Genomic DNA, 25,512 nt, shown 5'->3' with positions numbered 1-25,512 from the left:
AAATAGCAAGGTGTAAAGTCTAAAAAAATACACCTGATTTTACACCTTTTGCGGACGATATTATGCGAAAATAAACCAACTTATGCCAGAAAGCAAAAATTGACAAAGGCTCACAAAGCCAGAAATATCAAGAAAAACTAAGAAATGCGAGGTTATGCAACAATGATAAAAGTATTATTCATCTGCCACGGCAACATCTGCCGTTCTACCATGGCAGAATATGTTATGAAAGATTTAGTTAAAAAATCCAGTCTGGAGGATTCGTTTTACATTGATTCCGCAGCTACCAGTCGGGAAGAAATCGGCAATCAGGTCCATCATGGAACACGCCGAAAATTACAAAAAATGGGAATCCCTTGTGGAGATCACAGGGCGCGTCAGATGAAAAAATCAGAATATGATGAATTTGATTATATCATCGGAATGGATCGTGAGAATAGAAGAAATATGATGCGGATTTTAGGAGAAGATCCAGAGAACAAGGTTCAGTTGCTTTTGGATTTTACAGATTCTCCGAGAAGTATTGCGGATCCATGGTATACAGGTAATTTTGACATTACTTACGATGATATAAAAGAAGGATGCGAAGCCCTTTTGCAATATATTACAGAACATGATATGATAAGTGAGCGTTAGCATATCAGTAATATGGGATATCGTGCGTTACATGTCATGAATGTACGATTTGAATATACGTTGACGTAAAAGAAACTTAAGCAAGAGGATTTTAAATGAATGTTTTAAATATTGAACATGTTAGTAAATTATATGGAGAGAAAAAGATTTTTGATGATGTTTCTTATGGAATTCACGAAGGCGATAAGATTGGAATTATTGGAATCAATGGAACCGGAAAGACAACATTATTAAAAATTATTGCGGGGTTGGAAGAACCAGATGAGGGACAGGTAATCCGCCAGAATGGATTGCGTGTAACATATCTTCCGCAGAACCCGGAATTTCCAGATGGAGCAACGGTACTGTCTTATGTCGCTGATGGGAAACTGAGCCAGGATTGGGCAACGGAGAGTGAAGCTAAGACAGTGTTGAATAATTTGGGGATTACAGAACATGATGCTTTGATCGAGCATTTGTCGGGAGGACAGAAAAAACGTGTTGCACTTGCGCGAACGTTAGTGAATCCGGCAGATGTACTGATTTTGGACGAGCCTACGAACCATATTGATAATGAGATGGCTATATGGCTGGAGGATTATTTGAATCGATTCCGTGGTGTTGTAATTATGGTTACACATGATCGATATTTCCTGGATCGTGTAACGAACAAGATTTTGGAGATTAGTCATGGTAAGCTTTATTCTTATGTGGCGAATTATTCAAAGTTTTTGGAGATGAAGGCGCAACGCGAGGAGATGGAACTGGCAACGGAGCGAAAACGACAGAGTGTACTTCGTATGGAATTGGAGTGGGCAAAAAGAGGGTGTCGTGCACGTTCAACAAAGCAGAGAGCCAGATTGGAAAGATTGGAAGCTTTAAAGGCCGGGAAAGCACCTGTTACAGATCAGAATGTAGAGCTTGATTCAATTGGAACGCGAATGGGGAAAAAGACGATCGAGCTGCACCATGTAAGTAAGAGTTATGGAGAGAAGAGGGTAATCGACGATTTTGATTATATTGTGTTAAAGAATCAGCGTTTAGGAATTATCGGACCGAATGGGTGTGGAAAGTCTACATTGATGAAGATTATCACAGGAGTGATTCAGCCGGATGAAGGCGAAGTTGAAATCGGAGATACAATTAAAATCGGTTATTTCGCACAGGAAGTCACAGATATGGATGGCAAACAGAGAGTGATTGATTACATCAAAGATGTGGCCGAGTATGTACCGACAAAGGAAGGGCGAATTACGGCTTCGCAGATGCTGGAGCGATTTTTGTTTGATGGGGCAATGCAATATACTCCGATTGAAAAATTGTCTGGTGGAGAGAAGCGAAGATTGTATTTATGCAAGGTTTTGATGGAATCTCCGAATGTATTGATTCTTGATGAGCCGACAAATGATTTGGATATTCCAACGTTGACTATTTTGGAAGATTATTTGGATTCATTTTCTGGAATTATTATTACGGTATCCCATGATCGGTATTTTTTGGATAATGTAGTTGAGCGGATTTTTGCATTTGAAGGAAATGGAAAATTAAAACAGTATGAAGGTGCATATACGGATTATCTGGAAACAAGACAGAGAATGGGAATGGGAGAAACCGGAAGTAATCCGGGAAGTGGTTCCGAAAAAGCGATAAATACGCCGGAAGAAAAGAAAAGTAACGCGAAAGAATGGAAACAGAATCAACCGGTGAAATTAAAGTTTAGTTTCAAAGAACAACGAGAATATGATATGATAGATGACGAGATTGCTGAACTGGAAGAAAAAATTGAGAATCTGGATGCAGCAATTATGGAGAATGCAACGAATTCTGCAAAACTTTCAGAATTGATGGGAGAAAAATCGGAGGCGGAAGCACAGCTTGAAGAAAAAATGGATCGCTGGGTGTATTTGAATGATTTGGCTGAAAAGATTGAAGCGCAGAAAAAATAGCATTTTTGTTACAAAAGATATAGACAGCGTGCAACAAAATTACATAAATTTAACGTATTATGCACGTTTCGTTTATTGATTTGAAAATATAGTCGAAGTATACTGATTACGATGAAGGATGGAGGAAGATAACAATGAAGAAACCTGTATTAGTAATTATGGCAGCAGGTATGGGCAGCAGATATGGTGGATTAAAACAGATTGATCCGGTAGATAATGAAGGACATATTATTATGGATTTTTCCATTTATGATGCAAAGCGTGCCGGATTTGAAAAAGTAGTATTCATCATCAAGAAAGCAATTGAGAAGGAATTTAAAGCGGGAATTGGAGACAGAATCAGCCAGTATATGGATGTCGAGTATGTATATCAGGAACTGGATACACTGCCGGAAGGATTTGAAGTTCCGGAGGGACGCGTAAAACCATTTGGTACAGGACATGCAATTTTAAGCTGTAAAGATGTAGTAGATGGACCATTTGCAGTAATTAATGCAGATGATTATTATGGAGTACATGCATTCCAGGAGATTTATAATTATCTGACTGAAAATGAAGATGATGAGAAGTATCATTATGCAATGGTAGGCTACATTTTGTCTAATACATTGACAGAGAATGGATATGTTTCCAGAGGAATCTGTGAGATGGATAAGGATGCATTTCTGACAGGAATCACAGAACGTACACACATAGAGCAGCGTGATATGGGCGTACAGTTTACAGAGGATGATGGGAAGACATGGGAAGATATTGCAGCAGATAGTATTGTGTCTATGAACATGTTTGGATTTACAGCAAGTATGTTAAAAGAACTGGAATGTCGTTTCCCAGAGTTTTTGGAAAAAGGATTGAAAGAAAATCCTATGAAATGTGAGTATTTCCTTCCATCTGTAGTAAGTGATCTGATAGAGGAAGATAAAGCAGATGTTAAAGTCCTGCGTTCAGAAGACAGATGGTACGGAATTACATATAAAGAGGACAAAGAAGCTGTTGTTTCAGCAGTCCAGAAATTAAAGGATACAGGTGTTTATCCACAACATTTGTGGGAAGCATAGGCATGAATCTAAATTAAAGATTTTATGTTTGACAGCATTGTAAAAGAAAGGATGAAAAGATTATGGCAATTTTAGTAGCAGGTGGAGCAGGATATATTGGAAGCCATACTTGTGTGGAACTTCTGAATAGAGGATATGAAGTTGTTGTTATTGACAATTTGTATAATTCAAGTGAAGTGGCATTAGAGAGAGTACAGGAGATTACAGGAAAATCTTTGAAGTTTTATGAGGGGGATGTCCTTAATCGAGAAGATCTTGATCCTATCTTTGAAAATGAAAATATTGAAGCGGTGATTAATTTCGCCGGATTAAAAGCTGTTGGTGAGTCTGTTCAGAAACCTTGGGAGTATTACCACAACAATATTACAGGTACACTGATTTTGACAGATGTGATGAGAAAACATGGATGTAAGAATATTATTTTCAGTTCTTCCGCAACAGTATACGGAGACCCTGCGGAGATTCCGATTACAGAAAATTGTCCAAAGGGAGAGATTACGAATCCATATGGAAGAACAAAAGGAATGTTAGAGCAGATTTTAACAGATTTATATGTTGGAGATCCAGAATGGAATGTGATGCTGCTTCGTTATTTCAATCCAATCGGAGCACATGAATCAGGAAGAATTGGTGAGGATCCAAAGGGTATTCCGAACAATTTGGTGCCATATATTGCGCAGGTTGCAGTAGGTAAGTTGAAATGTCTTGGTGTATTTGGTGATGATTATGATACACCGGATGGAACAGGCGTACGTGATTATATTCATGTAGTTGATCTTGCGGTTGGCCATGTGAAAGCAATTGAAAAGATGAAAGGACAGACAGGAGTTCATATCTATAATCTTGGAACAGGTGTTGGATATAGTGTTCTGGATGTTGTGAAAGCGTATGAAAAGGCTTGTGGAAAGAAAATTCCATACGAGATTAAACCTAGAAGAGCCGGAGATATTGCAACATGTTATTGTGATGCAACAAAAGCAAAGGAAGAGCTTGGCTGGGTAGCAGAGCGTGGTATTGAAGAGATGTGTGCAGATTCATGGAGATGGCAGTCACACAATCCGAATGGATACAGAGACGAAGAGTAATAGGTAGTTAAAAACTATGAGTGGTTGTCAACGAAAGTTGGCAGCCACTTTTTCTATTGGGATGTGTACGAAAAAACTTTTGAGAAATAATGTAGAAAGTGTTGACAAAAACAAGTATAGTTGCTATTATAAAAAAACAGAACGCACTCTGTTTTATAAATAAAACAAAATAGCGTTTGTGGGAAAGTGGGAGATACTATGAGAAGACAAGTATATTCTTTACTCGTTGATAACAATCCGGGTGTTTTAAGTAGGATTGCAGGATTGTTCAGTAGACGAGGCTACAGTATTGACAGTATCACAGCAGGTAGAACTGCAGATTCAAGATTTACCAGAATTACGGTAGTAACATCGGGTGATGAATTGATTTTGGAACAGATTGAAAAGCAGCTTCGTAAACTTGTAGATGTGAGAAGTATTAAGAAATTACAGGATGAAGATTCTGTGTATCGTGAATTGATGCTGGTTAAGATTAGAGCGAATTCAAAACAGAGAAGTGAAGTTGTTTCTGTTGCAGATATCTTCCGTGCGAAGATTGTTGACGTAGAGCAGGATTCACTTATGATTGAGCTTACTGGAAATCAGTCAAAATTGGAAGCATTTTTAAATTTGCTGGATGGTTATGAGATTTTAGAGCTTGCAAGAACCGGAATCACAGGATTGTCAAGAGGAAGCAAAGATATTACATATTTATAATCCTTATAGAATATCGAAGTAGGGATTGCAGTAATTTTTAATTTAGAAGCTAGAGGTTTAAAAGCCTTTAACTAGATACAAATCAGTCGGGATAATCCGACATGAAATTTTAGGAGGAATGGCAAATGGCAGCAAAAATTTATTATCAGGAAGACTGTAACCTTTCAATGTTAGAGGGAAAAACAATTGCAATTATTGGATATGGTAGCCAGGGACATGCACATGCATTGAACCTGAAAGATTCTGGATGCAATGTTATTATCGGTCTGTATGAAGGAAGCAAATCTTGGAAGAAAGCTGAAGAGCAGGGATTTAAAGTATATACAGCAGCAGAAGCAGCTAAGAGAGCTGATATTATTATGATTCTGATCAATGATGAGAAACAGGCTGCACTTTATAAAAAAGATATCGCACCAAATCTGGAAGAGGGAAATATGTTAATGTTCGCTCATGGATTTAATATCCATTTCAATCAGATTATACCACCGGCAAATGTTGATGTTACAATGATTGCCCCTAAAGGACCAGGACACACAGTAAGAAGTGAGTATCAGGTAGGTAAGGGAGTTCCTTGTCTGGTAGCTGTTGAACAGGATGCTACAGGTAAAGCTCTTGATATTGCACTTGCATATGCAGCAGGAATCGGTGGAGCAAGAGCCGGAGTTCTTGAGACAACATTCAGAACAGAGACAGAGACAGACTTGTTTGGTGAGCAGGCAGTACTTTGCGGTGGTGTTTGTGCATTAATGCAGGCAGGTTTTGAAACATTATGCGAAGCTGGATACGATCCAAGAAATGCTTACTTTGAGTGTATTCACGAGATGAAACTGATCGTTGATTTGATTTATCAGTCAGGATTTGAAGGAATGAGATATTCTATTTCAAATACAGCTGAGTATGGTGATTATATTACAGGACCAAAGATCATTACAGAAGATACAAAGAAAGCAATGAAAAAGATCCTTACAGATATTCAGGATGGTACATTTGCAAAAGACTTCCTGTTAGATATGTCAGAAGCAGGCGGACAGGCTCATTTCAAAGCCATGAGAAAACTGGCAGCAGAACATCCATCAGAGAAGGTTGGAGCTGAGATTAGAAAACTCTATAGCTGGAGTGATGAGGATAAACTGATCAATAACTAATTAGAAAATCAGGAAAAGATAAGATTAGATAAAAGGCATTGTTCTACAACAATAATAGTTGTAGGGCAGTGCTTTTTTATATATTAGGAAAGTGCTTTCCTAATATATAAAAATCGCTCCGCTAAGGATGCACACTGTGGTGTACAATGTAGGTGTTGCAAGCGACCGTCACAAGCGCAATAAAAAACATCCGCCATGACGGTAGCGGATGTTTTAAAATCGTCTATATATTAATTAAGCAATGCTGTTTACAGATTTTGAAAGACGAGCAATCTTTCTTGAAACTGTATTTTTGTGGTATACACCTTTGCTTCCAGCTTTTGTGATTTCAACGATAGCAGCTTTGAGAGCTGTCTTAGCAGCCTCAACGTCTTTCTGTGCAACTGCAGCGTCTACTTTCTTAATAGCAGTTTTAACTTTAGATTTGATTGCTTTGTTTCTAGCAGCTTTAGTTTCGTTAACTAAAATTCTTTTTTTAGCAGATTTAATGTTAGCCAATCTGAGCACCTCCAAATAATAATAAATTTTCAAATGTAATAATATCTCAAGCGGATGATAAATCACCACTTTACTTGTCCACATTAGACTCGGACACGGACGTTCTAATGGAACATACTCGTTTATTTTATGCTAATAGGAAGAACTTGTCAATACATAATTTGAAAAATACTGTAAAAAATACAAGTAGAAAAAAGGAAAAGAGGAAAAATTGACGATGTTAGAAAAATATAATGTGAGAACTGATCTTGCGTTGGAAGAAAAAGAACGTTTTGAATCAGATCAGGTTGAAATTCCGGGAGTGATTTTAGAGGAAGAGTATGAAGAAGAACTGGAGATTCAGATTACAAAGGTTAAAATCGAAACGGAAAACGGAGCTAAAAGCATGGGAAAACCTGTGGGAGTATATTTGACGATTGAAGCACCTAATATGGCAATGTCAGACGAAGATTATCACAGAGAAATTTCCGAAAAGCTTGCAAGAAAAATTGGGGAGATAATACATTTGCAGGAGAAAGAAATTTGCTCCATTTTAGTTGTAGGACTAGGCAATCGTCAGGTGACGCCGGATGCACTTGGTCCATATGTTGTAGATAATTTAAGAGTGACGAGGCATATTATGAAAGAGTATGGGAAATATGCAATGGATATGGAAGAAAATGGAATTGTCAGCGCGATTGTGCCGGGGGTGATGGGACAGACGGGGATGGAAACGCTTGAGATTATAAAAGGCATTGTGTCAGAGACAAAACCGGATATGGTTATTGCGATTGATGCATTGGCTGCACGAAATTCAAAACGATTAAATCGAACGATTCAGATTGCAGATACGGGAATCCATCCGGGTTCAGGAGTAGGAAATCATAGGAGTGGTCTTACAAAAGAGACACTGGGCATTCCGGTAATCGGAATTGGAGTTCCGACAGTTGTAGATGCAGCGACGATTGTCAATGATACTATGGAAAATCTAATTAGTGCGCTGGAAACATCGGAGGTGTTAAAAGGAGTCGGAAATGTATTGCGAAGCTATAATAATAGTGAAAAATATGAGCTGATTAAAGAACTGATATCACCACATTTAAATGGAATGTTTGTCACACCCAAAAACGAAGATGAACTTGTAAAGCAAATCAGCTACACTTTATCTGAATCGTTAAATATGCTTTTTACAGAAATGAAAACGAATAATTAAAAATGTTATTTCATATATAAATATAACGGAGATGTTGTGTGAATATGTCTAAGTATAAATGTCTGTCATTTAGATGGTGTTTAATATAAAGGAAGGTCGTGAAAAATATGAAGATACCAAGGTGGGGGACAAAGGCAGCAGGCATTGTTGTGTTGACGTTGGTATTTTCATATGCCTGCGGAGGTGTGAAGCCGGGAGTGGCGATGATAAAATATCAATTCGATGAAATGTTGATACAAAATCTTGGGACTATGTTTTTGCCATCCATTGTATTTGCAAGTGAACTGTCAGGGAAAAATACTGCAAAACAATGGGTGCTTAAGAGTACGATGAGGTGGTTTCCGTTCGTTGGTTATGTTACTGAACAAGGAGAATATAAGCAGGTGGTGGAGGATGAAGACACAATTGCGAAGATTCTGGAGTGTCAGGCAAATGACGAGAATCATGTTGATGAAAAAGGAAATCTGGTGGAAAATGAAACTCAAGAGGATGAAGTTGTGCCTGCACAGAGTCAGCCGGTTCTCGATTTGTCGATAGAAAGATTAAGAGATTTTGATTATCTACTGAGTAATTTCTATATTGTAGACAGTTCAACAATGATTGGACCGGAACAACTGAATGCGGACGCATTGCTTAGTGAGAATATGAAAATAGATCAGAGCAGTCAGGGGCCGAAAATTTTGATTTTTCATACGCATTCGCAAGAAACATTTGCAGACTCTATACCAGGAGATCCAAGTACCAGTATAGTAGGAATCGGAGAGTATCTGACACAGCTTTTAAATGCGAAAGGGATAGAGACAATCCATGACACAGGGGTTTATGATATTATCAATGGAAAACTAGATAGAAGTAATGCCTATGAAAATGCAGAGGCCTCTGTCAGACCAATACTGGAGGCGAATCCTTCCGTTGAAGTGGCAATAGATCTGCATAGGGATGGAGTGGCAGAAGAGACACATCTTGTGACGGATATTGGAGGAAAGCAGACGGCGAAAATTATGTTTTTTAATGGACTTAGCCGAACCAGGACAAATGGAGATATTGAATATTTATATAATCCTTACATACAGGATAATTTGGCGTTTTCACTTCAAATGCAGCTTGCCTGTGAACGAATGTATCCGGGATTTGCGAGACATATTTATTTGAGAGGGTATCGCTATAATTTACATTTACTTCCAAAATCTTTACTGATTGAGGCAGGGGCTCAAACCAATACAGTAGAAGAAATGAGAAATGCAATGGAAGTACTTGCTGTGACCCTGCAGAATGTATTGATAGGATAGAAAACAGAAGGAGAACATATGTTTGCAAAATAGAGAAAAAGATATTGAAAAGTAATTGAGATTCGTGATAATATAAAGAAGTATGCCATGAGGCAGTCTGTGTCTGATGGAATAAGATCAAATTTCTGGAAAGATACAGGAAGCAAGAGAAGGAGAGAGGATATGGCGAATAAAAATACATATGATGCAGATAGTATTGCGGTATTGGAAGGACTAGAGGCGGTTCGTAAAAGACCGGGTATGTATATAGGAAGTGTATCTACAAAAGGATTGAATCATTTGATTTATGAAATTGTAGACAATGCAGTGGATGAGCATCTTGCCGGATACTGTTCTGAGATTCATGTGACATTAGAGAAGGATGGTTCCGCAACGGTTGAAGATAATGGACGAGGCGTACCGGTGGGAATGCATCAAAAGGGAGTTTCCGCAGCGAGACTTGTATACACAACATTGCATGCAGGAGGAAAGTTTGACGATTCGGCGTATAAAACAAGCGGAGGTCTTCATGGGGTTGGATCTTCCGTCGTGAATGCATTGTCGACACATATGGATGTGTGGATCAGTAGAGAAGGGGCAATCCACCATGATGCATATGAGAGAGGTATTCCTACAATTGAATTGGAGAATGGATTACTTCCGGTTGTCGGAAAGACAAGAAAAACCGGAACTAAGGTGAATTTTTTGCCGGATGATACAATCTTTGAAAAGACGAAATTTCGTGCAGAAGAAGTAAAGAGTCGTATGCATGAGACAGCATATCTGAACCCGAATCTTACAATTGTCTTTGATGATAAACGTCCGGGAAGTGAAGAACATGTTGAATATCACGAACCAGATGGAATTATAGGTTTTATCCGTGATTTGAATAAAAAGAAAGAAGTACTTCATGATCCAATTTATTTCAAAGGAGAAGCGGATGGAATTGAAGTGGAGGCTGTGATTCAATATGTAAATGAGTTTCATGAAAATGTACTTGGTTTTTGTAATAATATTTACAATTCAGAAGGTGGTACACATCTGACTGGATTTAAAACAACTTTTACAACAGTGATGAATCAGTATGCACGTGAACTTGGAGTATTGAAAGAAAAGGATGCGAACTTTACAGGAGCAGATATTCGTAATGGTATGACTGCAATTGTATCGATCAAGCATCCGGACCCGCGTTTCGAGGGACAGACAAAGACGAAACTTGATAATCCAGATGCAGCAAAAGCAACTGGCAAAGTGACTGGAGATGAGATTGTTCTGTATTTCGACCGTAACCTGGAAACATTAAAGACAGTGTTATCCAGTGCAGAGAAGGCAGCGAAGATTCGTAAGACAGAAGAAAAAGCAAAGACAAATCTTTTGACAAAACAGAAGTATTCATTTGACAGTAATGGAAAACTGGCGAATTGCGAGAGTCGTGATCCGAAGAAATGTGAAATATTTATTGTTGAGGGAGATTCGGCAGGTGGTTCAGCAAAGACTGCCAGAAACAGAAATTATCAGGCAATCCTGCCAATCCGCGGTAAGATATTAAATGTCGAAAAGGCAAGTATTGATAAAGTGCTGGCTAATGCAGAAATAAAAACAATGATCAATGCATTTGGATGTGGATTTTCAGAAGGATACGGCAATGATTTTGATATTACTAAATTGCGATACGACAAGATTATTATTATGGCCGATGCCGATGTAGATGGAGCGCATATTTCTACATTATTATTAACACTGTTTTATCGCTTTATGCCAGAATTGATTTATGAAGGACATGTGTATATTGCGATGCCGCCACTTTATAAGGCAATGCCGAAGAAGGGGGAGGAAGAGTATTTATATGATGATGCAGCCCTTGAACGTTATCGGAAAACTCATGAGGGTGGATTTACATTGCAGCGATATAAAGGTCTTGGAGAGATGGATGCCCAGCAGCTTTGGGAGACAACATTGGATCCGGAAACAAGACTTTTGAAATTAGTAGAAATTGAAGATGCACGTATGGCATCCAGTGTTACAGAGATGTTGATGGGGACAGAAGTGCCACCACGCAGGGCATTTATTTATGAAAATGCAACGGAAGCCGAACTGGATATCTAAGATGCCTGGAAGGAGAAAATTATGAGCAATAATGAATCACAGATTATCAGAACAGAATATTCTGATTTGATGAAAAAATCTTATATCGATTATGCCATGAGTGTAATTATTGCACGTGCATTGCCAGATGTAAGAGATGGTCTTAAGCCGGTACAGCGAAGAACATTGTATGATATGCATGAGTTGGGAATCCGCTATGACAAACCTTATAGAAAATGTGCCCGTATCGTCGGAGATACAATGGGTAAATATCATCCGCATGGAGATAGTTCAATCTATGATGCGCTTGTTGTAATGGCACAGGATTTCAAAAAAGGAATGGTACTGGTAGATGGACATGGTAACTTTGGTTCCATTGAGGGTGATGGTGCCGCTGCAATGCGTTATACAGAAGCAAGACTTACTAAATTTACGCAGGAAGCATATTTATCAGATTTGGATAAAAATGTTATTGATTTTGGGCCGAACTTTGATGAGACAGAGAAAGAGCCGTTGGTACTTCCGGCACGTGTGCCTAATTTGTTGATCAATGGTGCGGAAGGAATTGCGGTCGGTATGGCAACAAGCATTCCTACACATAATCTTGCAGAAGTAGTAGATGCGGTAAAAGCATATATGAAAAATGATGCGATTACTACAAAGCAATTGATGAAGTATGTGAAGGGACCTGATTTTCCAACAGGAGGAATAGTTGTAAATAAAGATGATTTACTTTCAATTTATGAATCCGGACAAGGAAAAATTAAGATTCGTGGTAAGGTAGAAGTCGAAGATTTAAAAGGTGGAAAGAAACAGCTTGTTATCACTGAGATTCCATATACAATGATTGGTTCTGGAATTTCTAAATTTTTAAATGATGTGGCGAATCTGGTAGAAACGAAAAAAACAACAGATATTGTAGATATTTCAAACCAGTCTTCAAAAGAGGGAATTCGAATTGTACTGGAATTGAAGCGTGGTGCAGATGTAGAGAATCTGAAAAACATGCTATACAAGAAAACACGTCTGGAAGATACATTTGGAGTAAATATGCTGGCTGTAGCAGACGGGCGACCAGAGACACTGGGGCTTAAAAAGATCATTGAATATCATGTCGATTTTCAGTTTGAGGTAACAACGCGAAAATATAAGACATTACTTGCAAAAGAACAGGAAAAACGAGAAGTTCAGGAAGGGTTGATCAAAGCTTGTGATGTGATCGATCTTATTATTGAAATATTGAGAGGCAGTAAGTCTGTGAAAGATGCAAAAGCCTGTCTGGTAAATGGTGTGACAGATAATATCAAATTTAAATCAAATATTTCTAAAAAGATGGCAGCAATGCTTAGATTTACAGAACGTCAGGCGACAGCAATTCTTGAAATGCGTCTGTATAAATTAATAGGACTCGAAATTGAAGCACTTCAAAAAGAACATGAGATAACAGTGGCGAATATTAAAAGATATGAAGATATTTTGAATAATTATGATTCAATGTCAGAAGTTATCATAGGCGAATTGGATAACTTTAAAAAGGAATATGGAAGGAAACGCCGCACAGTTGTAGAGAATGCTGAGGAAGCTGTATTTGAAGAAAAGAAAATCGAGGAGCAAGAAGTTGTATTTTTGATGGACCGATTTGGATATTCTAAGACGGTTGATGTCAGTGTTTATGAGCGTAACAAAGAAGCTGCGGATAAAGAAAGCAAGTATGTTGTGCATTGTATGAATACAGGGAAGATTTGTTTCTTTACAGACGCAGGGCGAATGCATCAGGTGAAAGTGCTTGATCTTCCATATGGAAAATTCAGAGATAAGGGAACCCCGATTGATAATCTGACAAATTATTCGAGTGCCGAAGAACAAATTATCATGGTATGTGATGCAGAGCAGATGAGATTTGTAAAATTACTGTTTGCGACAAAGCAAGGGATGCTCAAGCAGGTGGATGGAAGTGAATTCCAGGTTGCAAAACGTACAATTGCAGCAACAAAGCTTCAAGAAGATGATGAATTACTAAGTGTACAGGTTGTAACAGACAATCAGTGTGTGGTGCTGCAGACGAAGAATGGATATTTCTTAAAATTTTCTGCTGCAGATGTTCCGGAAAAGAAAAAAGGAGCTGTAGGAGTGAGAGGTATCCGTTTGCAGAAAAATGATGAGATGGAACATGTTTATTTATATGAAGATGGTATAGAGACAAAGATCCAGTACAATGAAAAAGAAGTGACATTAAATCGTTTGAAACTCGCAAAAAGAGATGGAGTTGGTACAAAGTATCGAGGATAAACGCTCCGCGAGGATGCACAGTGATTCTGATAGGAACCTGTCAGCTTTCGTTGACCAGAATTACGCACCAAGTCTCACGGTATCTGTGTTCAGCAACGAAAGAGTGAGTAAAATTTAAAATAAAATGCAAACCCTCTTGCATTGTAGATTGAAAAGTGTTATAGTAAGCATTAGTTACATAAAGGATTTGGCAGAAGAGTGAACGAAAGTTCACTCTTCTTTATTGCATTGTGAGAAAGGAAGTATAACGTGTCAAGAAGAGAACAATACGAACAACAGACAGAAGAACTTTTAGAACCAATCGTTACCGGACATGGATTTGAACTGGTGGATGTGGAATATGTAAAGGAAGCAGGAACCTGGTATCTGCGAGCTTATATTGATAAGCCGGGTGGAATCACAGTGGATGATTGTGAGGTTGTAAGCCGTCAGTTTTCGGATATTCTGGATGAGAAAGACTATATTGAAGATGCTTATATTTTTGAAGTGAGTTCTCCGGGACTTGGTCGTCCGTTGAAAAAGGAGAAAGATTTTAAGAGAAGCATGGGAGAGGAAGTTGAGATTCGTACATATCGGGCAATTGACCGTCAGAAGGAATTTACAGGTATTCTGAAAGCATATGATAATGATACCGTAACAATTGCTTATGAAGATGACACGGAGCAGGTATTTAATAAAAGTGATATCGCTTTGATCCGTCTTGCTCTGGATTTTTAAACATTCAAGTCGAGCAGCCGCGAGACTTGGCGCGTGATTCTGGTCAGCGTAAGCTGACACATTCTTTACAGAATCACTGTGCATCCTCGCGGAGCGTTTATCTTAGTCGGAGATTGGACTCCCACTGAGACAAATTTGCTGTTACTCACCACCTAAAAGAGGTGGGAGTCTTCTCGACTGAGATAAAATTGAGCAGTAACAAGAAGTTGAAAAAATAGAAATGAAATTTTATAAATTTAGGAGGAATGAATAATGAACACAGAATTACTGGAAGCCTTGACAATTTTGGAAGAAGAAAAAAATATCAGTAAAGATACTATGATGGATGCAATCGAAAATTCATTGATCAGCGCTTGTAAAAATCATTTTGGAACATCTGATAACATCAAAATTATTATGAATCGTGAAACATGTGATTATTCTGTATATGCAGAGAAAGAAGTTGTAGAGGAAGTATTTGATCCTGCAATCGAGATCAGTCTGGAAGATGCTGAAAAGCTGGATTCATCTTTGCACATTGGAGATATCGCTCAAATTCCTGTAGAATCAAAATCATTTGGACGTATCGCAACACAGAATGCAAAGAACCTGATTTTGCAGAAAATCAGAGAAGAGGAACGAAAAGTAGTATTTGATCAGTATTTTGCAAAAGAAAAAGATATCGTAACAGGTATTGTTCAGCGTTATGTAGGCAAGAATATCAGCATCAACCTTGGTAAAGCAGATGCGATGCTGACAGAAAATGAACAGGTAAAAGGTGAAAAGTTTGAGCCGACAGAGAGAATTAAACTCTATATTGTAGAGGTTAAGAATACAACAAAGGGACCGAAGATTCTTGTGTCAAGAACACATCCGGAACTTGTAAAACGTTTGTTTGAAGCAGAAGTTGCAGAAGTAAAAGACGGAACAGTAGAGATTAAGAGTATTGCACGTGAGGCAGGTTCTCGTACAAAGATGGCAGTATGGTCTAATGATGAGAATGTGGATCCTGTAGGAGCATGTGTCGGAATGAATGGAGCACGTGTGAATGCTGTTGTAAATGAACTTCGTGGAGAAAAAATTGATATTATTAACTGGAGTGATAATCCGGCATTATTAATTGAAAATGCTTTGAGTCCTGCAAAGGTTATTTCAGTTATGGCTGATCCGGATGAGAAAACAGCAAGCGTGATTGTACCAGATTACCAGCTTTCACTTGCAATTGGTAAAGAAGGACAGAATGCAAGACTTGCAGCTCGTCTTACAGGATATAAGATTGATATTAAGAGTGAAACACAGGCAATCGAATCAGGAGAACTTCCGGAAGATTACATGGATCAGATGAACAACATGGAAGAGGATGAAGAGGGATATGTAGGAGAGTACGAGACAGATGCAGAAGATGCAGATGCTCAGTATGATAATACAGAAGACGATGTAGAAGAATTCGAATTTGTAGAAACAGAAGAATAATTCATATTCATCTTTGGAAGGAGATAAGATAGTTGACGACAAAGCGAAAGATACCAATGCGAAAATGTGTTGGCTGCGGCGAAATGAAACCGAAGAAAGAATTGATGCGTGTTTTAAGAACAGAGGAGAATGAATTTGTTCTGGATACAACAGGCAAGAAGAATGGACGTGGCGCATATCTGTGCATGTCAAAAGATTGTTTTGAAAAGGCAGTAAAGAGTAAAGGACTTGAGAGGTCTTTCAAACAGGCAATTCCGACAGAGGTGTACGATCGTCTGGAAAAGGAGATGAGTGAACTTGAAACCAGATAAGATATTGTCTCTGATAGGACTTGCAACAAAGGCAGGAAGATGCGTGAGTGGAGAATTTATGACAGAACGAGAAACAAAGTGTGGTCGTGCCACACTTGTGATCGTAGCAGAAGATTCATCTGATAATACAAAAAAGAAGTTTCGGGACATGTGTGAATTTTATAAGGTTCCAATTTATTTTTACGGAGATAAAGATACCTTAGGGCATGCAATGGGAAAAGAATTCCGTGCATCTCTGGCAATATTGGATGAAGGATTTGCAAAGGGAATTCAAAAACAATTTGAAACAGTCAACGAGTAATTGCATAAAGGAGGTAGTTTATAATATGACAAAATTGAGAGTACATGAGTTAGCAAAAGAGTTGGGAATGGACAACAAAGAGTTATTAGATATTCTTGCAAAGAAAAAAGTGGAAGTGAAAAGCCATATGAGTACTTTGGAAGAGCAGGTTACAGATACAATCCGTAGCGAGTATGCAAAGAAAAAAGCTGAGAATACAGAGGACGGAGCTCCGAAAAAGAAAACAATCGTACAAGTATTTCGTCCACAGAATTCTAAGAGTGGAAAAATGCAGAATGGAAATCGTCAGGGACAGCGTCCACAGAATGGAAACCGCCAGGGACAGCGCCCACAGAATGAAAACAGAACTGCAAAACCTGCAAATCAGGGTCAGAATACACAGGGAGTGGCAGCAGCAAAACCACAGTCAAACGGCGTAAACGGATCACGTCCACAGAATGCGGAACAGGGTCAGAGAAGAAATGACAGGCCTCAAGGCGGACGCTTTAACAATAATGACAGAAACGATAGAAATGATCGTGGCGGACGCTTTAATAACAATGACAGAAACGATAGAAACGATCGTGGCGGACGCTTTAATAATAATGACAGAAACGATAGAAATGATCGTGGCGGACGCTTTAACAATAATGACAGAAACGATAGAAATGATCGTGGCGGACGCTTTAATAATAATGACAGAAATGATAGAAACGACAGAAATGACAGAGGTAATTCACGTCCACAGGGAAGACAGGGACAGGGACGCAGAGAAGATCGTGATTCTATTCCGGCACCAATGGTAGAACAGCAGAAAACTCAGAGAAATAAAGCAAAAGACAAAGAGAAAGATTACAAGAAGAAAGAGCTTCGTGACGGAGAGTTTGAGAATAAAGGCAAAAAAGGTAAAAAGCAGAAACAGGTAGCTGAAGCGAAAAAACCTCAGAAACCACAGCCGAAGCCGGTTGAGGTGGAAGAAGAAATTAAACAGATTACAATTCCTGAAGTTCTTACAATCCAGGAACTTGCTGATAAGATGAAGATTGTTCCATCTGTAATTATTAAAAAGTTGTTTATGCAGGGCAAGGTTGTAACAGTAAACCAGGAAATTGATTATGAGACAGCAGAAGAAATCGCAATGGAATTCGATGTTCTTTGTGAGAAAGAAGTAGTTGTCGATGTGATCGAAGAACTTTTGAAAGAAGACGAAGAGGATGAAGCAGATATGGTGAAACGTCCTCCTGTTGTCTGTGTTATGGGTCACGTTGACCATGGTAAAACATCATTGCTTGACGCAATCCGTCATTCGAATGTGATCGATCGTGAGGCAGGTGGTATTACACAGCATATCGGTGCATCTGTTGTAGAAGTTGATGGAGAAAAAATTACATTTCTGGATACACCTGGACATGAAGCATTTACAGCTATGCGTATGCGTGGTGCAAGTTCTACAGACATCGCAATCCTTGTAGTAGCCGCAGATGATGGTGTTATGCCACAGACAGTAGAGGCTATCAACCATGCAAAGGCTGCCGGAATTGAAATTATTGTTGCAATCAACAAGATTGATAAACCAAGTGCTAATGTGGAACGTGTAAAACAGGAATTGACAGAGTATGAATTGATTCCGGAAGACTGGGGCGGAAGTACAATTTTTGTACCAGTATCAGCACATACAAAAGAAGGAATCAAAGAATTACTTGAGATGGTTCTTTTAACAGCAGAAGTTATGGAGTTAAAAGCAAATCCAAATCGTGCAGCAAGAGGTCTTGTTATTGAAGCTCAGTTGGATAAAGGAAAAGGATCTGTTGCAACTGTACTTGTGCAGAAAGGTACTCTGCATGTTGGAGATGCAATCGCAGCTGGTTCTGCACATGGTAAAGTACGTGCAATGATGGACGATAAAGGTCGTCGCGTGAAAGAAGCAGGACCTTCACAGCCAGTTGAGATTCTTGGTCTTAATGACGTGCCAAATGCCGGAGAAGTATTTGTGGGATGTGAAACAGAAAAAGCTGCAAGAAACTTTGCTGAGACATTTATTGCACAGAATAAAGCAAAGCTTTTGGAAGAAACAAAAAGTAAGATGTCTTTGGATGATCTGTTCACACAGATTCAGGAAGGCAATTTGAAAGAATTGAACATTGTTGTAAAAGCTGATGTTCAGGGTTCTGTAGAGGCAATGAAACAGAGCTTGCTTAAGCTTTCTAATGATGAAGTAGTAATTAAGATTATCCATGGTGGTGTTGGTGCGATTAATGAATCAGACGTAACATTGGCATCTGCATCGAATGCAATTATTATCGGATTTAACGTTCGCCCGGATGCAACTGCAAAAGACATTGCAGAGCGTGAAGGTGTTGACTTGAGATTGTATCGTGTTATTTATAGTGCGATTGAAGATGTGGAAGCAGCTATGAAAGGTATGCTTGATCCGGTATTTGAAGAAAAAGTACTTGGTCACGCAGAAGTGCGTCAGACATTTAAAGCATCCGGTGTTGGTACAATTGCAGGTTCTTATGTACAGGATGGTATCTTCGAGCGTAACTGTTCAGTGCGTCTGACTCGTGATGGTATTGTAATCTTTGATGGACCTCTTGCATCACTGAAACGTTTTAAAGATGATGTAAAAGAAGTAAAAGCCGGATATGAGTGTGGATTTGTATTTGAAAATTACAATGACATTAAAGAGGGTGACCTTGTAGAAGCATACAAGATGGTTGAAGTAGAAAGAAAATAATCTAAAAATACTGCTCCGGACAGAATCTGTTCGGGGCAGAACGTATAAGGAGCGATGAAACATGAGAAAGAACAGTATAAAAAATACAAGAGTGAATGCAGAAGTTCATCATGAGTTAAGTAATATACTGCGTGGCGGGATTAAAGATCCACGAGTTGCACCGATGACATCCGTTGTAGCGGTTGAAGTAGCTCCGGATTTAAAGACCTGCAAGGCATATATCAGCGTGCTGGGAGATGAAAAAGCTCAGGAAGATACATTGAAAGGTTTGCAGAGTGCAGAAGGATATATCCGTCGTGAGCTTGCAAGAACGATCAATATGAGAAATACTCCGGAGATTACATTTATTTTAGATCAGTCCATTGAATATGGAGTAAACATGAGTAAGATGATAGATGATTTGACAAAAAAAGGTGAGGAATAAACATGAGTATTGTTTTATCTGAAATTTTAGCAGAAAAGCAGACGGTTGCTCTCGGGGGACATATACGTCCGGACGGAGATTGTGTCGGCTCTGTAATGGGACTATATCTTTATTTGCAGGAACAATATCCAGAGTTGCAGGTTGATGTATATCTGGAAAATTTAGCAGATCGTTTTCTTTTTATTCAGGATACAGATAAAATCCATAGTGAAATTGATGATTCAAAGGTTTATGATCTTTTTATTTGTATGGATTGTGGAGACAAAGAACGATTAGGGTTTTCTACACCACTTTTTGAGAGTGCAAAGATGACGGCGTGTATTGATCATCATGTAAGTAATGAGGCGTTTGCAGATTATAATGAGATAATCCCGGATGCAAGCTCGACATCAGAATTGGTTTATCGATTGATAGACAAAGATAAAATCAGTTTGCATTGCGCGGAAGCACTTTATATGGGAATTGCCCATGATACCGGAGTGTTCCAATATTCCTGTACAGCACCGGAAACAATGGAGGCGGCGGCAGAATTGCTCCGTAAGGGTGTAAATGGAAGTGATATCATCGATAAGACATTCTATGAAAAGACATATGTACAAAATCAAATCCTCGGGAAAGCATTGCTTGAGAGTATGATGGTATTAGACAAGAAATGTATTTTCTCTTATGTGTCAAAAAGAGATATGGAATTTTTCAATGCAGTGCCATCGGATTTGGAAGGAATTGTAAGTCAGCTTCGGTACACCACAGGGATAGAAGTAGCAATTTTTATGTATGAGACAGGATATCAGGAATATAAGGTGAGTCTTCGTTCAAAAGATGCTGTTGATGTTAGTAAAATCGCAAAATACTTTGGCGGTGGCGGACATGTTAAAGCTGCAGGCTGTACGATGAAAGGTACAGTGCATGATGTAGTAAATAATCTTATGAAAGAAATTGACATACAGTTAAAAGGAATTGGCATAAAGGAATAGGCTTCATGATAAACGGAATTCTGAATATATACAAAGAAAAAGGCTATACATCTCATGATGTAGTAGCAAAGCTTAGAGGAATCGTAGGGCAAAAAAAGATTGGTCATACAGGAACGCTTGATCCGGATGCAGAAGGTGTATTGCCGGTGTGTCTTGGTAGAGCAACAAAGCTTTGTGATATGCTGACTGACAAAAATAAAACATACGAGACAATACTGCTTTTAGGAAAGACGACGGATACACAGGATATTTCAGGAGAAGTATTAAAAACGGGAGATACAGCTGCACTGACAGAAGAACAAGTGGAAAATTGCATTTGTGGATATATCGGTGAATATGATCAGCTTCCACCAATGTATTCAGCCTTGAAGGTGAATGGAAAAAAATTATATGAATTGGCTCGTGAAGGGAAAGAAGTAGAACGAAAAACAAGAAAAGTTCAGATTTTAGATATTCAAATTAAGGAAGTAAAATTACCGCGTGTAAGGATGGAAGTGAGTTGCTCGAAAGGAACTTATATAAGGACGCTTTGTCATGATATAGGCGAAGAGTTGGGCTGCGGTGGTTGTATGGAACAACTCCTTCGCACACGTGTGAGTTGTTTTAACTTAAAAGATAGTTTGAAACTTGATGAAGTCAGAGCATATCGCGAACAAGAAAAGCTTGCAGAAATATTGATTCCAATTGATGAGATGTTTTTGAATAAAAAAGCAGCTATTGTAATGAAAAAGTTTGAAGCACTTGCATACAATGGAAATGAATTGAAAATGTCTATGATAAAATTAAAAGAAGAACCAAAGGCAACAGAATTTGTTGAAGGGGAACAAATAAGATTATATGATCAGGCACAACATTTCATCGGCATTTTTGTTTATCATGAAAATGAACGAAAATTCGTGGTAGAGAAGATGTTTTTGGATCAGGAGGAATTAAAAAAGTAGCATGCAATATATAACAGACATAAATGCATATCAAAGCGAAAAAAAATCTGCAGTAACTTTGGGAAAGTTTGATTGCCTTCATCGTGGACATCAAAAGTTGATCGGACGTGTCAAGGAGTTGGCATCCGAAGAAATTCAAAGTGTAGTGTGTGCATTTGATATGGGAAGAAATTCTTTACTCACCAAAGAGGAGAGAAAAGAACGACTGGAACAAGAAGTGGATTGCTTTATCGCATGTCCGTTTACAAAAGAAATCCGAGAAATGGAAGCAGAACAGTTTATCTTGCAGATTCTTGTTGAAAAATTTCATGCAGCAGTAGTTGTTGTCGGAGAAGATTTTCAGTTTGGACATGAGAAACGTGGCGATGTGGTAATGCTGGAAAAATATGCAGCGCAATGTGGATATCAGCTGGATGTAATCAAAAAAGAAATGTATGAGGGCAGAGAAATTAGTAGCACTTATGTAAGAGAAGCACTTGCAGAAGGAAATGTGACGTTAGCCAATAATCTTCTTGGATATTTATACGGAACCGAGGGTGTTGTGGAATACGGACACCAGTTGGGGAGAACATTGGGATTTCCCACAATGAATATTACATGGGACGAGCATAAGATCGCACCGAAGTTCGGCGTGTATGCATGCGAGATTGAAATTGATGGTGCAAGATATTATGGAATTGGAAATGTAGGGATTAAACCGACAGTGGAAAATGAACCGCATTTGTTGACGGAAGTGTATGTGTTTGATTATTCTGGAGATACTTATGGAAAATATGTAAAGGTATGGTTTCATGAGTTTGAACGGCCAGAGACAAAGTTTGCATCGATTGATGAATTGAAAGCACGCGTAGATAAAGATATTTTGTATGGGAAAAACTTCTTTACAAAATAAGAAAGATATGTTATAGTTAATAACTGTGAGCCGACGTTCGGTAATTGGATGACTCCAACCGTTGCTTAATGTCAGGCGGTCATAAAAGATATTTATTAGGAGGAAAAGAACATGATTTCTAAAGAAAAGAAACAGGCAATTATTGCAGAATATGGAAGATGCGAAGGAGATACAGGATCTCCGGAAGTACAGGTAGCTATCTTGACAGCAAGAATCAACGAGCTGACAGATCACTTCAAAGCTAATCCAAAAGATCACCACTCAAGAAGAGGTCTTTTGAAAATGGTTGGACAGAGAAGAGGACTTCTTGCATACTTAAAGAAAATTGATATCGAAAGATATCGTGCTTTGATCGAGAAACTTGGATTAAGAAAATAATTTTAGTTGCTCAAAAGCCTAAGAGATAACGGAAAGTCTGATATGAGGAAAATCATATCAGGCTTTTTCTTTGCCCTTGCGTAAGCAATGGACCTATGTTATAATATAAAAGATTGCGGGCAGAAGATTGATTCCCGAGACCACTGAAAAGTGTAAGAATGTTTTCTTGTTTTTTTCAGTAGTTTCGGACACTTCTGCTGACAACGAAAGAAAAGCAGAAGAGTGAATTATAGATGAGACACTTTTCAGAAAGATAAAATAAAAAGGAGAACAAACATGTATAAAAAGTTTGAAATGGAACTTGCCGGAAGAACTCTGAGAGTCGATGTAGATCGTGTCGCAAAACAGGCAAACGGAGCAGTTCTGATGCACTATGGAGATACAACTGTATTGTGTACAGCAACAGCTTCAGAGAAACCAAGAGATGGTATTGATTTCTTCCCATTAAGTGTTGAATATAACGAAAGAATGTATGCTGTGGGTAAGATTCCGGGTGGATTTAATAAACGAGAGGGAAAAGCATCTGAGAATGCGATTTTAACATGCCGTGTAATCGACCGTCCGATGCGTCCGTTATTCCCAAAAGATTACAGAAATGATGTAACACTGGAGAATCTGGTTATGTCAGTGGATCAGGATTGTAGTCCTGAACTTACAGCAATGCTCGGAGCTGCGATTGCAACAAGTATTTCTGATATTCCATTTGATGGACCGATTTCTACAACACAGGTTGGTTTAGTTGATGGAGAATTTGTATTTAATCCAACAGCAGCGCAGAAAGCTGTATCAGATCTTGCTCTTACAGTTGCATCTACAAAAGAGAAAGTAATCATGATCGAAGCTGGTGCAAATGAAGTGCCTGAAGATAAAATGATCGAGGCTATTTTTGCTGCACACGAGGTGAACCAGAAAGTTATCGCATTTATCGATACAATCGTTGCAGAGTGTGGAAAAGAAAAACATGCATATGAGAGCTGTGCAGTTCCGGAAGAATTGTTTACTGCAATTAAGGAGATTGTTCCTCCGGCAGAGATGGAAGATGCGGTATTTACAGATGACAAACAGACAAGAGAAGAGAATATCCGTGTTATTACAGAAAAATTAGAAGAAGCATTTGCTGAGAATGAAGAATGGCTTGCAGTGCTCGGAGAAGCTGTTTATCAGTACCAGAAGAAGACAGTTAGAAAGATGATCCTGAAAGATCATAAGCGTCCGGATGGACGTGCAATCGACCAGATTCGTCCACTGGCAGCAGAGGTAGATTTGATTCCTAGAGTACATGGTTCTGCAATGTTTACACGTGGACAGACACAGATCTGCACACTGACAACACTTGCACCATTGTCAGAAGCACAGAAATTAGATGGATTGGATGAAGCAGAGACTACAAAGAGATATATGCATCATTATAATTTCCCATCATATTCTGTAGGAGAGACGAAACCATCAAGAGGACCTGGACGTCGTGAGATTGGACACGGAGCATTGGCTGAGAGAGCGTTAGTGCCTGTATTGCCAAGCGAAAGCGAATTCCCATATGCAATCCGTACAGTCTCAGAAACATTTGAATCAAACGGTTCTACTTCACAGGCTAGTATTTGTGCATCTAGTATGTCATTGATGACAGCGGGTGTACCAATCAAGGCAGCAGTAGCCGGTATTTCAGCAGGTCTTGTAACTGGTGAGACAGATGATGATTATCTTGTACTGACAGATATTCAGGGATTAGAAGATTTCTTTGGAGATATGGATTTCAAGGTTGCCGGAACACACAAAGGTATCACAGCAATCCAGATGGATATTAAGATTCATGGTCTGACAAGAGCAATTATTGAGGAAGCAATCGCAGCTACTAAGAAAGCAAGAACTTACATTTTGGATGAAGTTATGAATAAAGCAATTGCGCAGCCAAGAGAAGAAGTAGGCACATATGCACCTAAGATTATGCAGATGCAGATTGATCCACAGAAGATTGGTGACGTAGTTGGACAGCGCGGAAAGACAATCAATGCAATCATTGAGCAGACAGGCGTGAAGATTGACATTACAGATGAAGGTGCTGTATCAATCTGTGGAACAGATAAAGAGAAGATGGAAGAAGCTGCAAAGATGATCCACATTATCGTAACAGATTACGAAGCAGGCCAGATTTTTGAAGGTAAAGTAACAAGCATCAAGGAATTTGGAGCATTTGTTGAATTCGCTCCTGGAAAAGAAGGAATGGTTCACATTTCCAAGATTTCGAAAGAGAGAATCAACAAAGTAGAAGATGTTCTTAATATCGGTGATGTTGTAAAAGTTGTTTGCATGGGCAAAGATAAGATGGGAAGATTCAGCTTCAGCATGCGAGATGTAGCAGAATAATAAAAAATAAGAGTTTAGGCGAGGAATGTGTATGAACACAGACCTCGCCTTTTTGTATATTAGGAAAGTGCTTTCCTAATATACAAAAACCGCTCCGCTAAGGATGCGCACTGCGGCGTATAATGTAGGTGTCACAAGCGACCGCCGCAGGCACAAGAATGTGTC

General features: G+C 38.8%; 22 protein-coding genes. 21 read left to right on the top strand and 1 reads right to left on the bottom strand.

Annotated features, from left to right (window positions below; genetic code table 11):
• Positions 1-162: 162 nt before the first annotated feature.
• The 6 genes from LQE94_RS02500 to ilvC all read left to right on the top strand — a co-directional run bounded on the left by LQE94_RS02500 (position 163) and on the right by ilvC (position 6,545).
• The gene (locus tag LQE94_RS02500; protein ID WP_118737062.1) at positions 163-636 is read left to right on the top strand and encodes a low molecular weight protein-tyrosine-phosphatase; all 474 of its coding nucleotides are present in this window, start codon (positions 163-165) and stop codon (positions 634-636) included.
• 95 nt (positions 637-731) lie between these two features.
• A complete protein-coding gene (locus tag LQE94_RS02495; protein WP_240576905.1) occupies positions 732-2,561 on the top strand; it encodes an ABC-F family ATP-binding cassette domain-containing protein in 1,830 nt (609 codons plus the stop codon).
• A 134-nt stretch (positions 2,562-2,695) separates the two neighbouring features.
• Positions 2,696-3,619, top strand: a complete 924-nt coding sequence (locus tag LQE94_RS02490; protein ID WP_240576904.1) for a nucleotidyltransferase family protein — start codon at positions 2,696-2,698, stop codon at positions 3,617-3,619.
• Positions 3,620-3,681: 62 nt separating this feature from the next.
• Positions 3,682-4,704: a UDP-glucose 4-epimerase GalE gene (gene galE / locus LQE94_RS02485; RefSeq protein WP_022076101.1), complete on the top strand. Its 1,023-nt coding sequence runs from the start codon at positions 3,682-3,684 to the stop codon at positions 4,702-4,704.
• Positions 4,705-4,902: 198 nt separating this feature from the next.
• Positions 4,903-5,400: an acetolactate synthase small subunit gene (ilvN, locus tag LQE94_RS02480; protein WP_118723770.1), complete on the top strand. Its 498-nt coding sequence runs from the start codon at positions 4,903-4,905 to the stop codon at positions 5,398-5,400.
• Between the two features lie 125 nt (positions 5,401-5,525).
• Positions 5,526-6,545: a ketol-acid reductoisomerase gene (gene ilvC, locus LQE94_RS02475; protein ID WP_022076103.1), complete on the top strand. Its 1,020-nt coding sequence runs from the start codon at positions 5,526-5,528 to the stop codon at positions 6,543-6,545.
• A 234-nt stretch (positions 6,546-6,779) separates the two neighbouring features.
• Here ilvC and rpsT read toward each other — a convergent pair whose 3' ends face one another.
• Positions 6,780-7,043, bottom strand: a complete 264-nt coding sequence (gene rpsT, locus LQE94_RS02470; protein WP_117989851.1) for a 30S ribosomal protein S20 — start codon at positions 7,041-7,043, stop codon at positions 6,780-6,782.
• Positions 7,044-7,260: 217 nt separating this feature from the next.
• Here rpsT and gpr point away from each other — a divergent pair, with 217 nt between their 5' ends.
• From gpr to LQE94_RS02395, 15 genes are all read left to right on the top strand, one after another.
• On the top strand, positions 7,261-8,235 hold the full coding sequence (gene gpr, locus LQE94_RS02465) for a GPR endopeptidase (protein WP_240576903.1): 975 nt from the start codon (positions 7,261-7,263) through the stop codon (positions 8,233-8,235).
• Between the two features lie 107 nt (positions 8,236-8,342).
• Positions 8,343-9,524, top strand: coding sequence for a stage II sporulation protein P (gene spoIIP, locus LQE94_RS02460; protein WP_240576902.1), 1,182 nt, complete (start codon positions 8,343-8,345; stop codon positions 9,522-9,524).
• Between the two features lie 162 nt (positions 9,525-9,686).
• Complete coding sequence (locus LQE94_RS02455; RefSeq protein WP_240576901.1) at positions 9,687-11,609, top strand: DNA gyrase/topoisomerase IV subunit B; 1,923 nt, start codon at positions 9,687-9,689, stop codon at positions 11,607-11,609.
• A gap of 21 nt (positions 11,610-11,630) precedes the next feature.
• Positions 11,631-13,877, top strand: coding sequence for a DNA gyrase/topoisomerase IV subunit A (locus LQE94_RS02450; protein WP_022076108.1), 2,247 nt, complete (start codon positions 11,631-11,633; stop codon positions 13,875-13,877).
• A 249-nt stretch (positions 13,878-14,126) separates the two neighbouring features.
• Positions 14,127-14,594 carry a ribosome maturation factor RimP gene (gene rimP / locus LQE94_RS02445; protein WP_118723766.1) on the top strand — a complete coding sequence of 156 codons (468 nt, stop codon included), beginning with the start codon at positions 14,127-14,129 and terminating at the stop codon, positions 14,592-14,594.
• A gap of 252 nt (positions 14,595-14,846) precedes the next feature.
• Positions 14,847-16,046: a transcription termination factor NusA gene (gene nusA / locus LQE94_RS02440; RefSeq protein WP_118723765.1), complete on the top strand. Its 1,200-nt coding sequence runs from the start codon at positions 14,847-14,849 to the stop codon at positions 16,044-16,046.
• A gap of 32 nt (positions 16,047-16,078) precedes the next feature.
• Complete coding sequence (gene rnpM, locus LQE94_RS02435; RefSeq protein ID WP_117989856.1) at positions 16,079-16,357, top strand: RNase P modulator RnpM; 279 nt, start codon at positions 16,079-16,081, stop codon at positions 16,355-16,357.
• Complete coding sequence (locus LQE94_RS02430) at positions 16,344-16,658, top strand: L7Ae/L30e/S12e/Gadd45 family ribosomal protein (protein WP_117989857.1); 315 nt, start codon at positions 16,344-16,346, stop codon at positions 16,656-16,658. The genes rnpM and LQE94_RS02430 overlap by 14 nt, the downstream gene beginning before the upstream one ends.
• 25 nt (positions 16,659-16,683) lie before the next feature.
• Entirely contained in the window at positions 16,684-19,374 is a 2,691-nt protein-coding gene (infB, locus tag LQE94_RS02425; protein WP_240576900.1) for a translation initiation factor IF-2, read from the top strand.
• Positions 19,375-19,435: 61 nt separating this feature from the next.
• Entirely contained in the window at positions 19,436-19,798 is a 363-nt protein-coding gene (gene rbfA / locus LQE94_RS02420; RefSeq protein WP_022076114.1) for a 30S ribosome-binding factor RbfA, read from the top strand.
• A gap of 2 nt (positions 19,799-19,800) precedes the next feature.
• A complete protein-coding gene (locus tag LQE94_RS02415; protein WP_240576899.1) occupies positions 19,801-20,772 on the top strand; it encodes a DHH family phosphoesterase in 972 nt (323 codons plus the stop codon).
• Positions 20,773-20,777: 5 nt separating this feature from the next.
• On the top strand, positions 20,778-21,713 hold the full coding sequence (gene truB / locus LQE94_RS02410; RefSeq protein ID WP_240576898.1) for a tRNA pseudouridine(55) synthase TruB: 936 nt from the start codon (positions 20,778-20,780) through the stop codon (positions 21,711-21,713).
• A gap of 1 nt (position 21,714) precedes the next feature.
• Positions 21,715-22,605 (top strand): bifunctional riboflavin kinase/FAD synthetase, encoded by an 891-nt coding sequence (locus LQE94_RS02405; protein WP_118723761.1) that lies wholly within the window; start codon positions 21,715-21,717, stop codon positions 22,603-22,605.
• Between the two features lie 111 nt (positions 22,606-22,716).
• Entirely contained in the window at positions 22,717-22,983 is a 267-nt protein-coding gene (rpsO, locus tag LQE94_RS02400; RefSeq protein WP_022076118.1) for a 30S ribosomal protein S15, read from the top strand.
• Positions 22,984-23,259: 276 nt separating this feature from the next.
• Positions 23,260-25,347, top strand: a complete 2,088-nt coding sequence (locus LQE94_RS02395) for a polyribonucleotide nucleotidyltransferase (RefSeq protein WP_118737021.1) — start codon at positions 23,260-23,262, stop codon at positions 25,345-25,347.
• Positions 25,348-25,512 lie beyond the last annotated feature (165 nt).

Origin of the sequence: Mediterraneibacter sp. NSJ-151, from assembly GCF_022487435.1 — a bacterium.
GTDB lineage: Bacteria > Bacillota > Clostridia > Lachnospirales > Lachnospiraceae > Schaedlerella > Schaedlerella hominis.
Note: the sequence above shows the minus strand (reverse complement) of the source record. Positions and strands in the feature narration are given on the sequence as shown.